Annotated in this window: 14 protein-coding genes and 2 riboswitches; of the genes, 4 read left to right on the forward strand and 10 right to left on the reverse strand. The window is 65.9% G+C overall.

What is annotated here, in order from left to right:
• Nucleotides 1-3 precede the first annotated feature (3 nt).
• The 6 genes from DRB17_RS03550 to DRB17_RS03575 form a co-directional block, all read right to left on the reverse strand.
• Entirely contained in the window at nt 4-1,647 is a 1,644-nt protein-coding gene (locus DRB17_RS03550) for a division plane positioning ATPase MipZ (RefSeq protein WP_241503724.1), read from the reverse strand.
• 428 nt (nt 1,648-2,075) lie between these two features.
• Complete coding sequence (gene gcvP / locus DRB17_RS03555; protein ID WP_114580783.1) at nt 2,076-4,970, reverse strand: aminomethyl-transferring glycine dehydrogenase; 2,895 nt, start codon at nt 4,968-4,970, stop codon at nt 2,076-2,078.
• Nucleotides 4,971-5,061: 91 nt separating this feature from the next.
• Nucleotides 5,062-5,439 carry a glycine cleavage system protein GcvH gene (gcvH, locus tag DRB17_RS03560; protein WP_114580784.1) on the reverse strand — a complete coding sequence of 126 codons (378 nt, stop codon included), beginning with the start codon at nt 5,437-5,439 and terminating at the stop codon, nt 5,062-5,064.
• A gap of 19 nt (nt 5,440-5,458) precedes the next feature.
• Nucleotides 5,459-6,595 (reverse strand): glycine cleavage system aminomethyltransferase GcvT, encoded by a 1,137-nt coding sequence (gcvT, locus tag DRB17_RS03565; RefSeq protein ID WP_114580785.1) that lies wholly within the window; start codon nt 6,593-6,595, stop codon nt 5,459-5,461.
• Between the two features lie 57 nt (nt 6,596-6,652).
• A riboswitch (glycine riboswitch) is annotated at nt 6,653-6,759 on the reverse strand.
• Between the two features lies 1 nt (nt 6,760).
• Nucleotides 6,761-6,860, reverse strand: a riboswitch (glycine riboswitch).
• Between the two features lie 144 nt (nt 6,861-7,004).
• Complete coding sequence (mepK, locus tag DRB17_RS03570) at nt 7,005-7,574, reverse strand: peptidoglycan L,D-endopeptidase MepK (protein ID WP_241503725.1); 570 nt, start codon at nt 7,572-7,574, stop codon at nt 7,005-7,007.
• Nucleotides 7,575-7,672: 98 nt separating this feature from the next.
• Nucleotides 7,673-9,358: a L,D-transpeptidase family protein gene (locus DRB17_RS03575; protein WP_114580787.1), complete on the reverse strand. Its 1,686-nt coding sequence runs from the start codon at nt 9,356-9,358 to the stop codon at nt 7,673-7,675.
• A gap of 79 nt (nt 9,359-9,437) precedes the next feature.
• On the opposite strand from DRB17_RS03575, the gene DRB17_RS03580 reads away from it, so the two are divergent.
• The gene (locus DRB17_RS03580; RefSeq protein ID WP_161958684.1) at nt 9,438-10,382 is read left to right on the forward strand and encodes a L,D-transpeptidase family protein; all 945 of its coding nucleotides are present in this window, start codon (nt 9,438-9,440) and stop codon (nt 10,380-10,382) included.
• Nucleotides 10,383-10,416: 34 nt separating this feature from the next.
• Here the strand turns inward: DRB17_RS03580 and DRB17_RS03585 are convergent, their stop codons facing one another.
• The 3 genes from DRB17_RS03585 to DRB17_RS03595 form a co-directional block, all read right to left on the reverse strand.
• Nucleotides 10,417-10,719, reverse strand: coding sequence for an Lpp/OprI family alanine-zipper lipoprotein (locus DRB17_RS03585; protein WP_161958685.1), 303 nt, complete (start codon nt 10,717-10,719; stop codon nt 10,417-10,419).
• 153 nt (nt 10,720-10,872) lie between these two features.
• Nucleotides 10,873-11,418 (reverse strand): hypothetical protein, encoded by a 546-nt coding sequence (locus DRB17_RS03590; protein ID WP_114580789.1) that lies wholly within the window; start codon nt 11,416-11,418, stop codon nt 10,873-10,875.
• 14 nt (nt 11,419-11,432) lie between these two features.
• Nucleotides 11,433-11,672, reverse strand: a complete 240-nt coding sequence (locus DRB17_RS03595; RefSeq protein WP_114580790.1) for a CDGSH iron-sulfur domain-containing protein — start codon at nt 11,670-11,672, stop codon at nt 11,433-11,435.
• A gap of 175 nt (nt 11,673-11,847) precedes the next feature.
• Here DRB17_RS03595 and ispH point away from each other — a divergent pair, with 175 nt between their 5' ends.
• From ispH to rnhA, 3 genes are read left to right on the forward strand one after another with little or no spacing between them, the layout of a single operon-like run.
• Entirely contained in the window at nt 11,848-12,801 is a 954-nt protein-coding gene (gene ispH / locus DRB17_RS03600) for a 4-hydroxy-3-methylbut-2-enyl diphosphate reductase (RefSeq protein WP_114580791.1), read from the forward strand.
• A gap of 23 nt (nt 12,802-12,824) precedes the next feature.
• Complete coding sequence (locus tag DRB17_RS03605; protein WP_114580792.1) at nt 12,825-13,787, forward strand: homoserine kinase; 963 nt, start codon at nt 12,825-12,827, stop codon at nt 13,785-13,787.
• Nucleotides 13,787-14,230, forward strand: a complete 444-nt coding sequence (gene rnhA, locus DRB17_RS03610; RefSeq protein WP_114580793.1) for a ribonuclease HI — start codon at nt 13,787-13,789, stop codon at nt 14,228-14,230. Before DRB17_RS03605 ends, rnhA begins: the two co-directional genes overlap by 1 nt.
• Nucleotides 14,231-14,313: 83 nt before the next feature.
• On the opposite strand, the gene DRB17_RS03615 is transcribed toward rnhA, so the two are convergent.
• Nucleotides 14,314-14,796, reverse strand: coding sequence for a peroxiredoxin (locus tag DRB17_RS03615; RefSeq protein ID WP_114580794.1), 483 nt, complete (start codon nt 14,794-14,796; stop codon nt 14,314-14,316).

Raw genomic sequence — 14,796 nt, forward strand, 5'->3', positions numbered from 1 at the left:
AAGTTACCCCATTGAAGCTTGACCCCTTGCGCCAGCGCCGCCAGTCGTCCGGTCCAGGTCGGGCTGCCATCCGGGCCAGAGGCGCCCGCCCACAAGTTCGAGCAATGCCCGCAGTTCCTGACGCGCGGCGACGTGGGACATCGACATCGGCGTGTCCACGCTGGCGCGGCGCAGATCGAGAAGCGTCAGTCCGCGCAGGAACAGTCCGCGATAGATCACGCGCTCGCTGAAACCCGGCGCCACGGTGAAGCCGAGGCGCTGCGCCAGCCGCTCCAGCGCGTCGCAGACGTTCCGCTTGTTGTGGGCATCCAGGTTGCTGAGCCGATTGCGGCAGACGATCCAGGAGGGCGTCTTCCCGTCCCTGGTGACGCCGCGCGTGACCGCGTGGCGCGCGATGCGGCCGTAGGCGCCGTCTTCGCGGTGGTCCAGCGTCTCGGCATCGATGCCGCCCAGAACGTCGAGGTCGAGGAAGCTGTCGTTGATCGGCGTGACCAGGATGTCCAGCTCGCTGTGGGCCTTTCGCGACAACTTCGTCAGGCCCGACGGCGTGTCGACGATGACGATGTCGTGCGTGTCGCGAAGGCGCGACATCAGATCGCCGAAGCTGAGGTCCGTGTGGGTGTCGCCGCCCAGTATGTGGCCGCCCGGCAGTGCGAGTTCCGCGCCGGTTGCTCGCGCATGGGCCCGGCGGTTCTCCAGATAGTGCGTCAGGGTGCGCTGCCCTGCGTCGAGGTCGACCGTCGCCACGCGCAGGCCCTGATACAGGAAGCCGATGGCGAAGTGCATCGCCATGGTCGACTTTCCGGAGCCGCCCTTCTGGTTACCGACGACGACCACGCGCCCGCCATACCCGCCGGGCGAAGGTGCCGGGGACTCGGCCGCCGCGGGCGCCGCGTCCGCTGCCTCGGCGGGTTGCGCCTCTGGATCCTCATCCTTCGGCGGCGCTTTCACCACAACGGGACCTCGCGCGATCTCGGCGTCGGTGGGTGGGCGATGCACGGGCCTGCGCTGCGCCTCTAGGACGTTCACGACGTCGCGCCAAAGCCAGAGCAGGTTGCGGCTGACATCCGAATGCGGGTCGTCGTCGATGACCGTGCGGCCCGCGACGACGCTGCGGGGCAGGGTGCGGACATAGGGGATGGTCACCGACGCGATCGGGCCGAGGCGCGCCAGCCTGTCGTGCGCCTGGGCCGTCACCTCGGCCTCGCCCATGTCGCGGTTGAGTACGAACAGGATCTGGCGCGAGGCGGCACGAACCGTCGTCGCGGTGGCCGTGGCGGCGATCAGCTCGTCCTCAGTCGGCGCGGCCGGGACGACGACCAGGTCCGATAGTTCAACGGCGGCTTCCGTCGCGCTTCTGGGCCGCCAGACCGTATCGATCAGCGCGATGTGGAAGCCCTGGCAAGACAGGTCGTGCAGCATTTCGGGCAGCTTTTCGGGGGCCGTACGAAAGACCTCGACCGAGGAGTCCGCCGTGAAGCCTGCGCTGCCCCCCTTTCGCCGCCAGTAATCCAGGCTGCCGTGCTGATCGGTATCGATCAGCGCGATGCGATGGCTTCCAAGCTGCGCGGCCGCGTGGGCCAGATGGATTGCAAGGACAGTTTTGCCCGACCCGCATTGCCGAGATGCGAGCGAAATCACCTTCATGGACGACCCCGCTTCGGTGTCGGGCCCACTTGGATCGGTTGGTGACGGTCATTTATTGCCGTTGTAATCGACCTGCTACCTGGCATTTCCACCGATCATCAAATGGGCAGTTTCGTGTATTTCTTTTCTCTGCCCTCGCGTTTCGCATGAAATGATATAAAGGAAAGTTAAAAATGGACAAGTTTTATATATTTGAGCATAGAACTTATGCATTAAAACTCAGATTTGATTTGATAGTGAGGAGATAAGATTCGAAGAAATAATTGAAGGCGAAAGAGGGTGTGCGTTGTATGAAGACACACATGCGCGGCGGCGGCGCTCGGCCGTGGCCGTCGCCCGGTGCCTTTTGCTTCAATATTGGGAAAAAGACCCCTGCGTGTCCCCGGGGCTGTATGCAGCCACGGGGACACGCATCGGATAGCGGAGGGCTACTCCGCCGCTTCGCGGTAAGCTTCGATCGGCGGACAGCTGCAGACCAGATGCCGGTCCCCGTAGACGTTGTCGACACGGGCGACCGGCGCCCAGTACTTGTCCTGCATCAGGTAGGCACTGGGATAGGCGGCCTCCTGGCGGCTGTAGGCGTGCGACCACGTATCCGCCGTCACCGCCGCCAGCGTGTGCGGGGCGTTGGTAAGGGGGTTGTCGTCCTGCGGCCATTCGCCTTCGGTGACCTTGCGGGCCTCGGCGCGGATTTGCAGCATGGCCTCGCAGAAGCGGTCGATCTCCGCCTTCGATTCCGATTCGGTCGGCTCGATCATCAGGGTGCCTGGAACCGGGAACGACATCGTCGGCGCGTGGAAGCCGAAGTCGATCAGACGCTTGGCGATATCGTCGACGCTGATGCCCGCATCGTCCTTCAGCGGCCGGGTGTCGACGATGCACTCGTGCGCCACCATGCCGTTCTTGCCGGTGTAGAGGATGTCGTAGTCGCGGTTCAGCCGCTTTGCCAGGTAGTTGGCGCTTAGCACCGCGACCTGCGTCGCCTTCTGCAGGCCTTCGACCCCCATCATGGTGATGTACATCCAGGAGATCGGCAGGATGCCGGCCGAACCCCACGGGGCGGAGGAGACCGGGCCGATGGCGTGCTCGCCGCCGACATCCGGGCTCAACGGATGGCCGGGCAGGAAGGGCGCAAGATGCTCCGCCGCGCCCACCGGGCCGACGCCCGGACCGCCGCCGCCGTGGGGGATGCAGAACGTCTTGTGCAGATTCATGTGGCACACGTCCGCCCCGAAGCGGCCGGGGAAGGCAACGTCCAGCAGCGCGTTCAGATTGGCGCCGTCCATGTAGACCTGCCCGCCGGCGTCGTGGACGATCTCGCAGATCCGCCGGATCTCCTGCTCGAAGACGCCGTGCGTGGACGGGTAGGTGATCATCAGCCCCGCCAGTTCCTCGCGGTGGCGCTCGGTCTTGTCCTTCAGGTCCTCGACATCGACGTTGCCGTTCTCGTCGCACTCCACCAGCACGACATCGCAGCCGGCAAGCTTGGCGCTGGCGGGATTGGTGCCGTGCGCCGAGGTCGGGATCAGGACGATGTTGCGATGCGTCTCGCCGTTCTTGCGGTGATAGGCCCGGATCATCAGCAGGCCGGTGTACTCGCCCTGCGCGCCGGAGTTCGGCTGTAGCGAGACGGCATGGAATCCCGTCAACCGCGCCAGCATCCGCTCAAGTTCGCGGGTGAGCTGGGCGTAACCCCGCGCCTGCTCGCGCGGGCAGAACGGGTGCATATTGGCGAACTCCGGCCAGGAGACCGGCATCATCTCGCTTGCCGCGTTCAGCTTCATGGTGCACGAGCCGAGCGCGATCATCGAGCGGTCGAGCGCGATGTCCTTCGCCTGCAGCCGCCGCAGGTAGCGCATCATCTCCGTCTCGGAGTGATACGAGTTGAACACCTCGTGGGTGAGGAAGCGGCTCTTCCGCCGCAGAGCCTGCGGCAGCCCGTCGCCGGCTGCGGAATCCAGCGCGTTGACACTGAGGTCGATATTGTCGGTGCCGGCGAAGGCCTGCCAGACGGCACGGATTTCCTCGGCGCCCACCGTTTCGTCCAGTGCAATGCCGATGCGTCCGCCGTCCATCCGGCGCAGGTTCAGGTCCTTGTTGAGCGCGCGCTGGTGTACCTCCTCGGCGACGTCGCCCGCCTCGACGGTCAGGGTGTCGAAGAAGTGCTTGTTGACGCGCTTGAAGCCCAGCTTTTCCAGCCCCGCCGCCAGGATTGCCGTCAGGCGGTGGACCCGCCGCGCGATGGTCGTCAGGCCGTCGGGCCCGTGCCAGCAGGCATAGAGCGCGGCCATGTTCGCCAGCAGCACCTGCGCCGTGCAGATGTTCGAGGTCGCCTTCTCGCGCCTGATATGCTGCTCGCGGGTTTGCAGCGCCATGCGCAGGGCCGGCTGCTCGTTCCTGTCGATGGAGACGCCGATGATCCGCCCCGGCACGGAGCGCTTGAACCGCTCGTGTGTGGCGAAGAACGCCGCGTGGGGACCGCCATAGCCAAGCGGCACGCCGAAGCGCTGCGAATTGCCGACGACAACGTCCGCGCCCCATTCGCCCGGCGGCGTGAGCAGCGTCAGCGCGAGCAGGTCGCTGGCCACCGCCGCCATGCCGCCGTTGGCGTGCACCTTTTCGGTCAGCTTGCGGTAGTCCGCGATTTCGCCCGTGGTGCCGGGATATTGCAGCATGACGCCGAAGCACTCGGCATCGCCGAAGCCGCCGGCGTCGCCCACCTCGATCTCGATACCCAGGGGCTCCGCGCGGGTCCGCATGATCGCGATAGTCTGCGGATGCACCTCGTCGGAGACCAGGAAGCGCTCGCTCTTCGATTTGCCGACCCGGTGCAGCATGGTCATCGCCTCGGCCGCCGCCGTGCCCTCGTCGAGCAGGGAGGCGTTGGCCAACTCCATGCCGGTCAGATCCATCGTCATCTGCTGGAACGCCAGCAGCGTTTCCATGCGGCCCTGGCTGATCTCCGGCTGGTACGGCGTGTAGGCGGTGTACCAGCCGGGGTTCTCCAGCACGTTGCGCTGGATAACCGGCGGCACGATGGTGTTGTGGTAGCCCAGGCCGATCAGCGACGTCTTCACCTCGTTCTTGCGCGCGACGCCGCGCAGGTAGTCCAGCGCCTCGTGCTCGGTAAAGTCCGCGCCAAGCTCAAGACCGCTGGTGTCGCGGATGGATTCGGGCACGGCGCGCTCGATCAGCGCGTCCAGCGATGTGAGGCCCAACTCCTTCAGCATGGCGTCGATGTCTTCCTGGCCCGGCCCGATGTGACGGCGGACGAAGTCCGACCTGGATTCCAGGTCGCTCAACGACGGTCGTTTCTCGCTCATTGCGGATAGTCCTCCGATCCGGCGCGCCGTGGCGCGGTCGCGGCCGTCCCCTCGCCACGCCGCGTGGCGTGGGCGAAGGGACGCGCGTGCTTCAGCCCTCGGCTTCGACGTGTTTCTTGTAGGCGGCCTCGTCCATGAGTTTTTCGAGCTGGCCCTTGTCCTGGATCTTGATCTTGTAGATCCAGCCGCCGCCGAAGGGATCGCTGTTCACCTGCCCCGGCTCGTCGCCCAGGGCCTCGTTGGCCTCGACGACCTCGCCGGAAACCGGCGCGTAGATCTCGCTCGCGGCCTTGACCGACTCGACAGTGCCGGCCTCGTCGCCCTGGTTCAGCGTCTTGCCGACCTCGGGCGTCTCGACGAAGACGATGTCGCCCAGCTGCTCCTGTGCGTGGTCGGTGATGCCGACGGTGCCGGTGTCGCCTTCGACGCGGATCCATTCATGGTCTTCGGTGTAGCGGATATCGCTCATGATCGCTGTCCCCTGTTCCTCAGCTTGTGGACTTGCTGCCGTGTTCGACGAATGGCGGTTTGACGACGCGGCATGGCCGGGCTTTGCCCCGGACCATCGCGTGAACTTCGGTATCCGGCGCGGCATAGGCGGTCTCGACGTAGCCCATCGCAATCGGCGCACCGACCGTCGGGCCATAGCCGCCGCTGGTAACGTTCCCGATGGCGCGGCCGTCTGCCGGGTCGACGAGCCCGGCGTCCTCGCGTACCGGTGCCTTGCCCTCCGGGCGCAGGCCGACGCGCTTGCGCGCCGGGCCGTCCTTCAGCTCGCGGAGGATGCGTTCGGCGCCGGGGAAGTCGCCGGTTTCCCGCCGGCGCTTGCCGATGGTCCAGGCAAGGCCGGCCTCGACCGGCGTCGTGGTCTCGTCCAGGTCGTGGCCGTAGAGGCACAGGCCGGCCTCCAGGCGCAGCGTGTCCCGCGCGCCCAGGCCGATCGGCTTCACCTCCGGCTGCGACAGCAGCTTGCGGCACAGGCCCTCCGCCTCTGTCGCGGGGACGGAGATCTCGAAGCCGTCCTCGCCGGTGTAGCCGGAGCGGCTGACGAGCGCGTCCACGCCGTCGATTCGCATCGCGGCACCCGACATGAAGGCCATCCCGGCGCAATCCGGGGCAAGGCGGCGCAGCACTTGCACGGCCTCGGGCCCCTGCAGCGCGAATAGCGCCCGGTCCGTCAGCGGCTCCAGCCCGGCGGTGCCGCCCAGCTTGTCGGCGATGGTGGCGAAATCGACGTCCTTCCGGGCCGCGTTGACGACCAGAAACAGGTCATCGCCGCCGTCGGCCGGACGGGTGACCATGAAGTCGTCGATGATGCCGCCCTCGGCGTTCAGCAGCAGTGTGTAGCGCAGGCGGCCGGGCTTCAGCGCCTGGATATCGCCGGGCACGAGGCATTCGATTGCCTTGTCCGCCGCCTGCGTGCCGGCGCGCAGGAACGCCTGCCCCATGTGCGAAACGTCGAACAGCCCGGCATGGGCGCGGGTGTGGTTGTGTTCCGTGACGATGCCGGAGGGATACTGCACCGGCATCTCGTAGCCGGCGAAGGGCACCATTTTGGCCCCCAGCTCCACATGCAGCGCGTGGAGCGGCGTATGCTTCAGGTTGACGTCGGATGGATCGGCCATGCTCCCAGATTCTCCCGTCGACGAGCGTGGCCCGCAGGATTGCGAGCCATCACCGCCCCCTCTGTCGACGGACCTGAGAGATTCACCCTGCGCGTCGCTGTTGCGCGGGGCTTACTCCTTCGGCGGGGCGGGCCGGGTTCCGGCGGCGCCCGCTCTCCAGAGAGCCCGGCCATTGCGGTCCTTTTGCCTGAGAGTTTCCGGGGCGGTTGCTCCTTCGGCGCCAACCCGCCCGCAAGGGTGGGTCAGTCTCTCCCGCAATAGCCTGATGGGCATATTCGGCGTCGTGTTATGTCGCGGACAGGTTAAACCCCAGTCGCGGATTGTCAACAGCAACCCGGAAGGGTGGGCGCCGCCCACCCCTCCGCGGTCGCTGGATTTCGTGTCCAAGTGACGTGGCGGGGGTGGCCGTCTACCAGTAGCGCACCGGCCCCGTGTCGACGTGGACGAAGCCCGAATTCGGGTAGTACCCGACGCCGCCGCGCTTCAAACGTGCGGCGTTGGTGTGAAGCCGCTTCAAGCCGCAGTCCGGCAAGGCGATGTCGATGGCCATGCCGCGAAGGTGATAGCTCTTGCGGGCCACGCCGCCGTTGCTGGCCTTGACCAGCATGGCGTTCGTCTCCGGCGAGCGGTAGCCGGAGATCACCTGGAACGGCGCGTCGCTGCCGACCCGTTGTGCCAGATCGTGCAGCAGGTCGAACAACTCACGGTCGATGCGCTTCACGTCGCCCGTGCGCCAGTCGCGCAGGATGTGGTCGATATCCAGGCAGGCCGAGCGGCGATAGCTGCCTCTCTTCCAGAACGTCGTCTCCAGGCGTTCCCCGGTATGCAGGTTGTGGAAGCTGAGCTTGCGCTCGGCCGGGCGCGGCGCGGGGAAGTGCGCGAGGGCCGGCGCGCTTAGAAGGCTGAGGCCGGCGGCGCCGGCGAAAGTGAGCACGTTGCGACGAGTCGGGTGACGATGGTCGGTCTCGCGATCGGCCACGCGACATTCTCCCAAGTCTGTTTACCCCAGTCGGAAAAGGCTATGTCCCCTGAAAGGCGAAGACGAATTTCCACCTTCAGTCATGTGATATTGACATATCACTTGGCCGATTGCGAGGCTGTTTCCCTCACCGAAGTCTGTGACAACTCCAGGGCAGATAATGCCTGGTCCACCAGTTCGTCGCGGCCATAGACGTCGTCGCGGAAGTGGATCGTACCGCCCTCGCCGATCCAGGCGGTCGCGTAGATCAGGTGAATCGGCAGCGAATGCTTCAGCGGCACACGGGTCGTCTTGCCGGATTTTAGGACGGCCTGCACGCGCGCCCGGTCCCATTCCGCCTGTCCGGCAAGCAGGTGGTCCAAAAGCTCCATCGGCTTGTCCACCCGGATGCAGCCGGAGGAGAAGGTGCGCTGGGCCTGCAGGAACAAGTCACGCTGCGGCGTGTCGTGCAGGTAAACGTGAAAGCGGTTCGGGAACATGAACTTGACCCGGCCCAACGGATTTTTCGGGCCGGGCGCCTGCACGAAGCGGTAGGGAATGCGCCTTGGGTCGAGCGCCGCCCAATCGACCTTCGTGGGATCGACACGGGGAGCCTCGGCCGACCAGCCGGCATAGACCTGCATGTTGTGCTCGGCGAGGTAGCCGACGTCCTGTCGGACCTTGGGCAGTACGTCCTTCCTCATGATCGTCGGCGGAACCGTCCAGGTGGGGTTCAGCTCGACATAGGTGATCCGGTCGGAAAAGACCGGCGTCTTTCGGTAGGGGCGGCCGACGACGGCGCGCATGTACAGGCTGGTGGCGCCGCTTTCCACCAGCTCGACCTCGAAGCCGGCAAGGTTCACCAGGACGTAGCGTTCGCCCAGGTCGTCCGGCATCCATCGCCAGCGCTCCATGTTGATCTCGATTTGGCGGATGCGCGTCTCGACCGGGATTTCAAGCTGTGCGCGTGTGCGTGGGCCGACCACACCGTCGGACTTCAGTCCGTGCCTCGCCTGATAGCGCTCCACGGCCTGCTTCAGCGCGAGGCCGAAGAATTCCGGGTCGCTGCTCGTGACCGTCAGATCGCCGGTGGCCTGGAGGTGTCGGCGCAGCGTGGCGACCTCCCGCCCCCTCATCCCCGACTCAAGCCAGCGGCCGTCGCTCACCCGTGGCCAGCCGTCGGCAGCGGCAATGCGGCGATAGGTCGTCAGCGCGCGGCGCAGGCGATGGTACCCTGGATTGGCCGGCGCCAGGTCCTTCAGATAACCTGCCGGATCGTCCGCGTTCGCCGCGCCACGCAGGATGCGCGAGATGTCCTGGCTCGGCGGCTGCGCGGCGAGGTCGGGGGCCACCATTTCCGGCCGCAGACGGCCATGGCGAAGATCGCTGGCATAGATGAGCAGCGTGTGACTGAGCAGCAGTTCCAGCCGCGCGAGTTCCCGTGGCGTGCGTGTGTCGATCAACCGGGCGATCCGGCCGGGCGCATAGGCTTGGGAGCGAAGCCCTTCGGCTTCCGCGTTGCGCAGGACGCTCAGCAGGACGCCGCTTTTGGGCAGGGCGCCGTCTTCCCCGACCCATAACGGTGCATGATCGCGCTCGGCGTAGAAGCGGGAGAGGGCGGCGCCGCGCTCACCGTCGTCCTGGGACCACACCATATCCCCGTTGCCGGCAAGGCCGGCTTCGATGCGGCTTTCGATCAGGTCGCGAAGCTCGCTCGCGAAAGCCTGGGGCGAGGCAATCGCTAGAAGGATGCCCGCGAACGTCACGCGAAGAACATTGCCAAGTTGGCGGCGCCATGCCCACATTTACCGAGGCTCCATCAATTTCCGGGGCCACAAGCCGAACGCTGCGGAAACTGGAACGAACATAGCGGACAACGTTGACATGCCAATTGCCTTTAAGGGTTTTCGCATCCTTGCGGCCGCATTCATCGGTATGCTCCAGCTTGCCGCCTGTGCCTCGGCCGAGCCGCCGAAGGATCCGCCGGCGGAGGAGTCATCGGCGGAGGCGCTCGGAATCGTCGGCGGGATGGCCAGCACGACGACCGCGTACGAAGACACGCTGCTGGATGTCGCTTACCGTCATGGCGTGGGTTTCGTGGAACTGGTCGCCGCGAACCCCGGCGTGGACCCCTGGCTGCCTGGCGAGGGGACGCGCGTGGTGTTGCCCAAGCAGCATATCCTGCCCGACGCACCACAGGAGGGCATCGTCGTCAATCTGGCGGAGATGCGCATCTACTATTATCCGCCGGACGGCGCTGCGGTGCAAACCTATCCCGTCGGCATCGGGCGTTCCGGGAAATCGACACCGCTTGGTCTCACCAAGGTGGCGTCCAAGCGCAAGGATCCGATCTGGTACCCGACCGAGGCGACGCGGAAGGACAACCCCGAGCTGCCGAAAGTCGTGCCGGCCGGACCGGAGAACCCGCTTGGCGCCCATGCGCTCGATCTGGGCTGGCCCGCTTACCTGATCCACGGGACGAACAATGTCTGGGGCATCGGCCGTCGAGTCAGCCGTGGCTGCATCCGGATGTATCCAGAGGATATCGAGAGATTGTTCGCCCAGGTGAAGCCCGGCACGCCAACCAACGTTGTCGACCAGCCGATCAAGTTTGCCTGGATGGACGGGGCGCTCTATATGGAAGCGCACACGACCCAGGCTCAGGCGGAACAACTGGAGGAATCGGGCAGTTTCGAGCCCGACGAGGACCTGCAGCTGGCGCGCCTCGTGGGGCGCGCGCTTGGCGGCCGTCTGGTACCGCTCGACTGGCAACTGATCGAGAAAACGGCGGCGGAGCGCCGCGGTGTACCCGTGAAAGTCAGCGAGTAGCCGGCGCTCCGCCCCGAATGCCGCCGACGCAGGCTTACTTCTGCATCGACTTCTCGAACATGCGCGAGGACCGCTCCTCCGCCGCGCGGGCATCGGCCGCGGCCTGCTCAGCCGCGCGCTCGGACGCCGCCGCGCTGTCCTGCGCGGCCTCGGCCGCTTCGCGCGCGGCCCTGGCGTCGGCGGCGGCCTGCATGGCTTCGTCCTTCGCCTCCTGAGACGTTGCACGAATCTCTGCGAGGGTCGCCCTGTCCTCCGCGCTGAGCTGCGAGCAGCCCGCGATCAGCAGGGCGGGCAGGGCGATCACACCGAACTTCTTGAAACTGTTGGTCACTTTCATTCCATCCCCTCTCGTTTCTCTACGGCATGCGCGCGACATGCCACAGCAATGATGGCCGACGGCAGTTATCGCGCCATGAATTGAACGATCTGACAAGTGCTGTGGTTCGAGAGGTCTTGGATGAACACAGGATCGCCACGCCCTATGTCCAAGTCAAACAGGGTTTCGGCGGTTATATTTCAACTGTTCCTTGTTCAATGCAAAGCCGACGTAGACGCGGTAGCTTGCGCCTGTCTCGCCTTCCTTCAACGGGATGGTCGGCGACACCGTTTGAACGAAGCGGCCGCGGGTCTGGTTGCCCTCCAGCGAAAAGGTGACGGGGAACTCCTCTCGCGCCACGATATTGCGCTGATTGTCGGCAATGGCGACGAAGTAGGTGAACTCCGCCGTCCCTTCCTTGCTGGCGGGGCCTTTCTCGGCCGTGAAGGCGATTTGCAGCTCGGCCTCCACGACCTGATTGCCGTCGTCTTCATCGTATTCGCAGGCCAGCGCAGCCCCGTCGATCCGCGTCTCGAAGCGGACGTCCGTCAGGTCGCGTCCGCTTCCGCTGAACGCGACGATCCGCGCCGCGTCGCGCAGCGATACGACCTCGGGACAGGGTGGGGCCGGGCCGTCGTCGCTGGAGCATGCAGCCAGCGCGAGCGTGAGCGTCGCGGCGAGAATGCCGCCCCGGCGAGACGTCCGATACGATGAAGCCATTGGGGGAGCTGCCGTTATATCTTGCTGTGGGTGCCGTCGCAGAAGGGCTGCTTGCCCGTCTGCTTGCAGCCGCAGAGGTAGACGTCCTTGTCCTTGTCGGCCTTGAAGGTGATCGGGGAGAGGCCGACCTCCTTGTGCGAGCCGTCGCAGAACGGTTGTTTCTTGCTGCGCCCGCAAGCGCACCAAGCGTAGGTGCGGCCGGCTTCGACCGAAACCTTGTAAGGCGCTTTCTGTGCGACGATGGGTTCGCTCATGACCCCTTCCTTCCCTCACCCCGTTTGTATTACTGTCCGCGGCGCACCGCAGGGCCCGCCGGCGGTGGAAGCCACCGGCGCGGCCATTTTCGTGCGCGAGGGGACTCTAGGCAAGCGCCTGGGCCAGGACAAGACCCGGCCGTCACCTCGCCATGCCGGCTCATAGAGGATCATCATGGGCAAGCCGCCGCTGAAGGTTTATCTCGCAGGTCCGCGCGGATTCTGTGCCGGTGTCGAACGTGCCATCGACATCGTCGAACATGCGCTCCGCAAGTATGGCGCGCCGGTCTACGTGCGCCACGAGATCGTCCATAACCGTTTCGTAGTCCAGCAGCTCGAGGCCAAGGGTGCGGTGTTCGTCGAGGATCTGGCGGACGTGCCCGCCGACAAGCCGGTGGTCTTCTCCGCCCACGGCGTCCCGAAGGCCGTTCCCGCCGAGGCGGAGCGGCGGAAGATGTTCTATATCGACGCGACCTGTCCGCTGGTCTCCAAGGTGCACCGCGAGGCCGAGCGCCAGTATGCCCAAGGCAACACCATCCTGATGATCGGCCACGCCGGTCACCCCGAGGTCGAGGGCACGCTCGGCCAGTTGCCGGCGGGCGCGATCAAGCTGATCCAGACGCGCGAAGATGCCGAGATCGTGGACGTGGCGGATCCGGAGCGGCTGGCTTTCGTGACGCAGACGACGTTGTCGGTGGACGATACGGCCGGCATCGTCGAGGTGCTGCAGCGCCGTTTCCCGGCGATGCGGGCGCCGAAGCAGGAGGATATCTGCTACGCGACCACCAACCGGCAGCAGGCGGTGAAGGCCCTGGCCAGCAGGGCGGAGACCATGATCGTCGTCGGTGCGCCGAACTCGTCGAATTCCCAGCGCCTGGTGGATGTCGCGCAAAGGGCGGGCAGCGAATCGTTCATGGTGCAGCGCGCGCACGACATCGACTGGACCCGGCTGGAGGGCGTGCGCAGCCTTGGCATCACTGCCGGCGCCTCGGCGCCGGAACTGCTGGTCGAGGAGGTGATCGCCGCCTTGCGCGAGCGCTTCGAGGTAACGCTTGAAGAGGTCCGCGTCACCGAGGAGGATGTGCAGTTCAAGCTGCCGCGCGTCCTCTTCGAGAACGTTCCGGCCTGACGGTTCGGCGACCGGGCGCGGGCATGGCGGTCTATACCGAAGTCACCGACAGCGACGTGGCGGCGTTTGTCGCGGAGTACGACCTGGGCGAGGTGGTGTCCCTCAAGGGCATCGCCGAGGGGGTCGAGAACTCGAACTACCTGCTCTCCACGACCACCGGCAACTACATCCTGACGCTCTATGAAAAGCGCGTCCGGCGGGAGGATCTGCCGTACTTCCTGGCGCTGATGGATCACCTCAGCGACCGGGGCATTCCCTGTCCTACGCCCGTGCACGGCCGCGACGGCGAGGCGCTGCGCGAACTGTGCGGTCGTCCGGCGGCTATCGTGACGTTCCTGCAGGGCCTCTGGCCGAAGCGTGTGACGGCGGAACACTGCCGCCTGCTGGGCGGGGCGCTGGCAAGAATGCACGTGGCAGGCCGGGATTTCCCGATGTATCGGCCGAACAACCTTTCAGTGGAAGGCTGGCGCAAGCTTCTGGAGTCGTGCGACGGACGCGGCGACGAGGTGATGCCGGGCCTGACGGAAGAACTGGAACGCGAAGTCGGCGTGCTGGAGCAGGCCTGGCCCGGTGACCTGCCGCAGGGAGTCATCCACGCCGACCTGTTCCCCGACAACGTGTTCTTCCAGGGTGACCGGCTGTCGGGCTTCATCGACTTCTATTTCGCGTGCAACGACTTCTTTGCCTATGACCTGGCGATCTGCCTGAACGCCTGGTGCTTCGAGCCCGACGATTCGTTCAATGCGACGAAGGCTCGGGCGCTTCTGCAGTCCTATTGCAGTGTTCGCCCCTTCTCGGATGAAGAGATGGCGGCCTTGCCGTTGCTCGCACGAGGCAGTGCGCTGCGGTTCCTGCTGACGCGACTGTTCGACTGGCTGAACCACCCGCCGGGCGCCTATGTCGAACCGAAAGACCCGGTCGAGTACCTGAAGAAGCTGCGTTTCCACCGCGATGTTCGCGGCCCGGCCGCCTACGGGCTGGGTTGATGAGCGGCAGCGAACTCATCGAGATCTTCACCGATGGCGCCTGCTCCGGCAATCCGGGGCCGGGCGGATGGGGTGCGATCCTGCGCTGGCGCGGGCACGAGAAGGAACTGTCCGGCGGGGAGGCGGAGACCACGAACAACCGTATGGAGCTGATGGCGGCGATTCGCGCGCTTGAGGCGCTGAAGCGTCCGGCGACCGTGCGCATCGTCACCGACAGCAACTACCTGCGCCAGGGGATCACGCAGTGGATCCACAACTGGCGGCGCAAGGGCTGGAAGACGGCGGACAACAAGCCGGTGAAGAACCGCGACCTCTGGCAGCGGCTGGAACAGGCGCTTGCGACGCACCGGGTCGAGTGGGAATGGACGCGCGGCCATTCCGGCCATCCGGAGAACGAGCGCGCCGACGTCCTGGCGCGCGAGGCGCTGAAGCAGTTCAAGTAGCAACGAAAATCGGCCGGGCGACATTCATGCCGCCCGGCCGACCAATCCGGATCAGGCTCGCGACAGGATCGCGAGCCACCCGATCAGACTTCCTCGATCAGCTTTTCCGCACCGGTGACCTGCAGCGCGCCGGGGCTGTCCTCCACGTGCAGGCTCTTCACGACGCCGTCCTCGACGATCATGGCAAAGCGCTTGCTGCGGGTGCCGAGGCCGGCACCGCTGCCGTCGAATTCAAGGCCCATCGCCTTGGTGAATTCACCGTTGCCGTCGGCCAGCAGGGTCACCTTGCCCTCGGCGCCGGACGCCTTGCCCCATTCCTGCATCACGAAGGGGTCGTTCACCGACAGACAGGCGATCTCGTCCACGCCCTTGCCCTTGAAGTCGGCGGCCTTCTGGATGTAGCCGGGCAGGTGCTGCTGCGAGCAGGTCGGCGTGAAGGCGCCCGGAACGCCGATCATGGCGATCTTGCGCCCGGCGAAGTAGTCGCTTGTCTGCACCTCCTCGATGCCGCTGTCGTTCATGCGGCGGAGCGTGGCGCTCGGAATCTTGTCACCCACCTTGATCAT

Source organism: Ferruginivarius sediminum (assembly GCF_003344765.1).
Lineage (GTDB): Bacteria > Pseudomonadota > Alphaproteobacteria > Kiloniellales > Rhodovibrionaceae > Ferruginivarius > Ferruginivarius sediminum.